This window comes from Dyella sp. (genome assembly GCF_036568765.1).
Taxonomy (GTDB): Bacteria; Pseudomonadota; Gammaproteobacteria; order Xanthomonadales; family Rhodanobacteraceae; genus GSA-30.
Window position 1 is genome coordinate 1 of sequence record NZ_DATCRY010000081.1, and the last position, 5,561, is coordinate 5,561.

The 5,561-nt window shown below is 60.7% G+C and carries 6 protein-coding genes; 2 read left to right on the plus strand and 4 right to left on the minus strand.

All coding sequences use genetic code 11. From position 1 onward, the window contains the following. Nucleotides 1–870, plus strand: an 870-nt coding sequence (locus VIM98_RS06220; protein WP_331992232.1) for an esterase-like activity of phytase family protein, incomplete at its 5' end; no start/stop codon positions are given. A gap of 63 nt (nt 871–933) precedes the next feature. Then, the gene (locus tag VIM98_RS06225; protein WP_331992233.1) at nt 934–1,815 is read left to right on the plus strand and encodes a hypothetical protein; all 882 of its coding nucleotides are present in this window, start codon (nt 934–936) and stop codon (nt 1,813–1,815) included. A gap of 108 nt (nt 1,816–1,923) precedes the next feature. Here VIM98_RS06225 and VIM98_RS06230 read toward each other — a convergent pair whose 3' ends face one another. The 4 genes from VIM98_RS06230 to VIM98_RS06245 form a co-directional block, all read right to left on the minus strand. Then, on the minus strand, nt 1,924–2,511 hold the full coding sequence (locus VIM98_RS06230; protein WP_331992234.1) for a DNA-3-methyladenine glycosylase I: 588 nt from the start codon (nt 2,509–2,511) through the stop codon (nt 1,924–1,926). 345 nt (nt 2,512–2,856) lie between these two features. Further along, entirely contained in the window at nt 2,857–3,600 is a 744-nt protein-coding gene (locus VIM98_RS06235; RefSeq protein ID WP_331992235.1) for an MHYT domain-containing protein, read from the minus strand. A 45-nt stretch (nt 3,601–3,645) separates the two neighbouring features. Continuing rightward, a complete protein-coding gene (locus tag VIM98_RS06240) occupies nt 3,646–4,440 on the minus strand; it encodes a hypothetical protein (RefSeq protein ID WP_331992236.1) in 795 nt (264 codons plus the stop codon). A 204-nt stretch (nt 4,441–4,644) separates the two neighbouring features. Then, the coding region (locus VIM98_RS06245) for a pyridoxal-phosphate dependent enzyme (protein ID WP_331992237.1) at nt 4,645–5,561 on the minus strand (917 nt) is incomplete at its 5' end.

The following is a 5,561-nucleotide window of genomic DNA, read 5'->3' on the forward strand; positions in this document are numbered from 1 at the left end:
CGGTTGCGCGGTGTGATCGTGCCTCCGGCCGCGGTCGTACCGCGCAGCAATGGCAAGCTCGATTTCGGCTCGCTCAACCCGCCGCAGAACGGACGACGCAACAACCAGGGCGTCGAAGGCATGTCGCTCTCGCCCGATGGCACCCGTTTGTTTGTGGCTTTACAGAGTGCCCTGATCCAGGACAGCGCCCATGGAGACGCCAGCGGCCGAATTAATATGCGCGTACTGGTTTATGACGTCAGCCACGATCCGACACCGCGCCGTCCTATCGGGCATTATGTCGTGCAGCTCCCCGCCTACAACGATCGTGGCGATGGCAAACCTGCCAACAAGACCGCGGCACAGAGCGAAGTCCGCGCACTCAACGAGCACCAGTTCCTGATGCTATCGCGCGATGGCAACGGCCTTGGCACGGACAACGACAAGCCCATCGTGTACAAGAGCGTCCTGCTGGTCGATACGCTGGATGCGACCAATCTCGCTGGCAGCAAGTACGAAACCGGCGACACCTCGATCTTGCGCTCGCCCGAGAGTAACGAACTCAAGCCCGGCATCAAGCCCGCCACATGGAACGAGCTGGTCAATCTGCTGAATCGCGCACAGTTGTCTCGATTCGGCCTCAACCTCGACACGCAACCGAAAAACCAGCTGCTTACGTTGTCGGAGAAGTGGGAGGCGATGGATCTGGTGCCCGCGCTCGATCCGGACAAGCCCTGGGATTATTTCCTCTTCGTCGGTAACGACAACGATTTCATCGCTCGCCACTGCGTCATGGAGGGCCAGCGCTGCGACTCTACGTTCGACAACGACAACATGCTTCTGGTTTACCGCCTTACCTTGCCCAGTATGCAGCTCCACGTTAAGCCCTGAACGCACCGGCCAGGGCAACCGGTCGATCGGGGCGCCTCCTACCTTACAAAAGGCAACTCTCACATGAAGAAGTCGTTCGCTTGCTCCTTGATGGCAGCTGGCATGCTGCTCAGCGTCGCCGCCCATGCCAACGATCCTGTCTCGGTAGACAGCAAGGAATACAAGGTTCTGCTCAACCCGAGTCTGTTTGCCAGCAATCCGTCCAGTGCCGCCAGCTCGCTGCTGTCGGCCATCAAGACACGCCTTACCCAGCTCGCCTTCGACAAGACCGTGACCGGCAGCTTCTCCGCTGGCGATCAGGATCAGATCAGCTACTACGACACACCCAGCACCTGCGTGCTGCATAACAGTGGTTATTCGCTACGCTATCGCACCGGCGACGACAACGATGTGGAGTTCAAATACGGCCATCCGGATGAAGAGCTGTCGTACTACACCGACGTTACCGGCACCGGTAAGAACAAGAGCAGCAAGATCGAAACCGACGTCAGCCCCGACAAGCTGGTGTACTCGCATTCGACCGAGCAGGATCCGGCCAGCAGCGGCGCTCCTGGCAGTGTCAGCGCGCTGATCTCGCAGTTCTCCGGCGCCAGCGTACTGTCGGCTTACAGCTCGCAGTCGATGGTCCCGGTCAACGGCCTGACGATGAAACAGCAGGAATACACCGGGCCGAGTTCGGATATCGGTAATTCCGACGCCGATTTCACCCTGACCCTCTGGTATATCGGCAGCAGCAGTACGCCGGCCCTGGTGGAACTGTCCTTCCGCGTCGATGCCGACAGCGATACCTACTTCACTACCCCGGTGCTGCAGCGCTCGCAGGTGCTGATGCAGGCCATCAGCAGCCTCGGCACGTGGAATCAACCTAATTCCACGACGAAGACGGCATGGGTATACAACTACCAATCCGCCAGCTATCCGAACGGGTTCTGCTCTGGGTCGTGACGATCGCCAGGAGCCAGAAGGAGGCGCATCACCTGCAAAGCTTCCGAAAACGATATTTGTCGTCTTGAGTTGGGAGGAGGAAGAGTGTGGCCACCCTGCTTTTCCTCCTCATTCCTCACGCCTAACCGTTCGCATCCTATGCCTGAAACACGAAACGACATGGTCGTTGACCATCCCCGTCGCTTGCATGAACGCATAGCAGATCGTCGTGCCGACGAAGCGGAAACCTCGCTTCTTGAGAGCCTTGCTCATACGATCGGAGACAGGCGTGCTTGCTGGCACATCGCCCATGCCCTGCCAACGGTTGGAAATCGTCTTGCCGCCCACGAACGACCAGAGGTATGCATCCAGGCTGCCGAATTCTTCAATGGCTTCGAGCGAAGCCTGCGCATTGTCACGCACGGAATAGATCTTCAGACGGTTGCGGATGAGGCCGGGATCGAGCAGTAGCTTCTCCAACTGGCGATCTTTCATCGCAGCGACCTTGTCGATATCGAAGTCATGATATGCCCGTCGATAGTTGTCACGCTTGAGCAATACCGTGCGCCAGGACAGCCCGGCCTGCGCGCCTTCCAGGCAAAGGAATTCGAACAGCAGACGATCGTCATGCAGCGGCACGCCCCACTCGGTATCGTGGTACTCGCGCATGATGTCCAGGTCACCGCTGGCCCAACCGCAACGTTTCGTTACCGCCATTGCTTGCTCCCCGATATCGCGTGGGAGGGGAGCATACCGTGCCACCGGGGTCAACAACGAAAGCCTGGGCTGTCCGATGAGAACTTCCGAGGTCCGGCCGCCTCGTGGGAGCGGCTCAGCCGCGGCCGATCACGTCGCCCCTGCGCACAAAAACCGTTTTCGAGGCCCCTGAAGATGGTAAATAGCGAGGGCGCCAAGGCATAGTTCGCAACTTGCGCCAGCGCCGGCATGACAGGGTTGCCGACACCACCGTAGCGCGCTCACCGCCAAGCGCCCTCGCTATTTACCACCTTCAGGGTGGCTCGCCGCTTCGTCGAGCCAATGTCTCGCATGCCCGGCGATCGTCTAAATGGCGATCGCCGCGCGGCGGCGCTGACGAAGATGGTGAATACCCAGCATGATCAGCAGCAGCCCGACCACGACGCCGAAGATCATCATGCCCAGGTTGTCGCCCTGCAGGCCGTTGGCATAGTTCTGCGGTACATGGCCACCGTTGTCTTCCATGTTCATGGCCGCCATGCCGGTGTAATGCATACCGCAAACGGCTACGCCCATGACCAGGGCGCTGCCGACCATCTGGGCCGCGCCACGCATGTGGAAGGCCAGCCAGAGTGCGGCAATGGAGGCGACAACGGCGATCACGATCGAGACAGCCACGAGATTCATCGCATAGCTGAAATCCGCCGCCATCATCATGGCTGCCATGCCCAGGTAATGCATGCCTGCCACGCCGATACCCATGAAGACGCCACCGAGTACCAGCTTGCCACTGTTGAATGCGCCTGTACCGACAATGCCCAACCCAATCGCGCAAGAGCCGAAGGCGATCAAGGCCGACAGCGTGGTACGCGGCAGATCATAGGTAACCGGCAACCCCATGTCGCAGGCGAGCATGGCGATAAAGTGCATGGCCCAGATCGCACCGATACCCATGGCTGCGCCAGCCGCCAATACCGCGACCATGCGTTGCCTGCCGTTCTGTGCGGTAGGAATGGTGACCGCCAGTTGCAGCGCGGTGAATGAACCGAGCACCGATACCGCGTATGACAGTACGACGAGTAGCAAATTATAGTTCTGGTGGTCGTGCATGATTGACATTCCTTGGCTTTAAGTCCGCGGGCAAGGCCGCGCCGGTCAAGATGAAATCTCCAATACGCAGTCGACGGCCCCATGGCTGCGACACTGCGCGTTACGCACGAATACCCGCCCGGTCGTCATCGCATCGCCGAGCAGGCCCTCGACATAGCCGCTAAAAAACTTGCAGCTCGAATGCCCCTGCGGCGAACACAGCGCGCTGTTACGGATGTGCAGGTGGTCGCCCTGCTGCTCGACCATGGCCAGCGTGCGCAATGCCGGCAAGGCAATGCGCTTGACCGCCTCGGGCAATGAGAGCTTGGCGCCGAGCGCATAGTCGCGCTTATAGACCCAGGCGCCGGTACGGCGGCCGGCAAGCAGCAGCGATGGCTCGCGTGCTTCCTCCGGCACGGCATTCTGGAGTGTCACCAGCCAGGGAAAGATGCGCGGATAGTCGTGGGCCATCTGCGGCAGCACGTTTTCTACCTGCCGTACATCCGGCATCGCCGGCGATATCGACGCTTGCGAATGAGCCAGAGGCGCCGCGGCAACCGGTGCCGGGGAACGCGCCGGCGCCATGGGCGCGGAATGTGCCATAGGCGCGGGTGCCACCCCGTTTTCTCCGACCAGGCAGGCTTCGAAACTCAGGACACGGCTATGCGTGCCGAGCGCCTCTTCGAGAAGCAACTGCCGATCGGCCGGGCCACGTACGACCATGGTGAGCCAGGCGCCGCGATTGTCCTGCGCCAAGCGCTGACGAAGAAGGCTGAAGCCGTTGGCAACAACGACACGACCCAGTTCGACCAATAATCCTTCCCGACGATCGGACAGGACCTGCATTTCCAGCTCGATCATGGGCCCCCCCTGTCGTCGATAGCTGGTGGATTAATTTGTGTGGCGGAACGATGATCGATTCATCAGTGAAAAAGTGTGATTGAACGCAAAAAGCGCACACTGTCGGCAGCCACTTACAAACCTGGGCGACTTATCGTGTGAATGCTTTGTGTAGAGCGCCGCACTGTCTGTCTCCAGACTTTCGCTTTATGTCTCGCGCGGCAGTCACCAGGGCAGATTGTCGAGATCGACATTGCCGCCTGTCAGCACCAGTCCAATGTGCTTACCGGCAAAATGTTCTCTACGCTTGAGCACTGCGGCAAGCACGGTGGCGCTGGATACTTCGACCACCAGCTTCAACTCGGACCACAGCAATTTCATCGCGGCAATGGTTTCCGCATCGCTGACGGCGACGATCTCCAGGCGGTGCTCGCGCAAGATCTTGAGATTGGGCAACCCCACCAGCGCCCTCAATCCATCGCATACGGTGTGGGGCACGAAGTCATCGATACGCTCGCCACGTTCGAGCGAACGGGCAGTATCGTCGGCACCCTCCGGCTCGGCACCATAGAGCGCCAGGGAAGGATCGAGACCGTGCGCGGCAATCGCGCAACCGGATGTGAGTCCGCCGCCTCCGACCGGGGCGATCAGTGCATCGAGCCGGCCGGCCTGCTGCATGAGCTCGAGCACCAGTGTGCCCTGGCCGGCAATGACTCGCCCATCGGCATAGGGATGCACAAGTTCGGCGCCGGTTTCGCGTTGCACGCGCTCGGCAGCGGCTTCACGCGCCGCCTGGGTGGCTTCGCAGCGATGCAGCACCGCGCCAGCGCGCTCGATCGCTTCGAGCTTCGCGCGCACCGCGCCATCGGGTACCACGACATGCGCGGGAATGCCGCGGGTCGCGGCAGCCATCGCCAGCGCGTTACCGTGATTGCCGGACGAATGAGTGACTACACCACGCGCAGCCTGTGCATCGTCCAGCGACCAGACCGCATTGCAGGCGCCACGGAATTTGAAAGCACCGCCACGCTGCAAGTTTTCGCATTTGAAATGCAAATGCGCGCCGGCCAAGGCATCGAGCCGTGCGCTGCGCATCACCGGCGTGACGGTGGCATAGGCGGCAATTCGGCTCGAACCTGGCG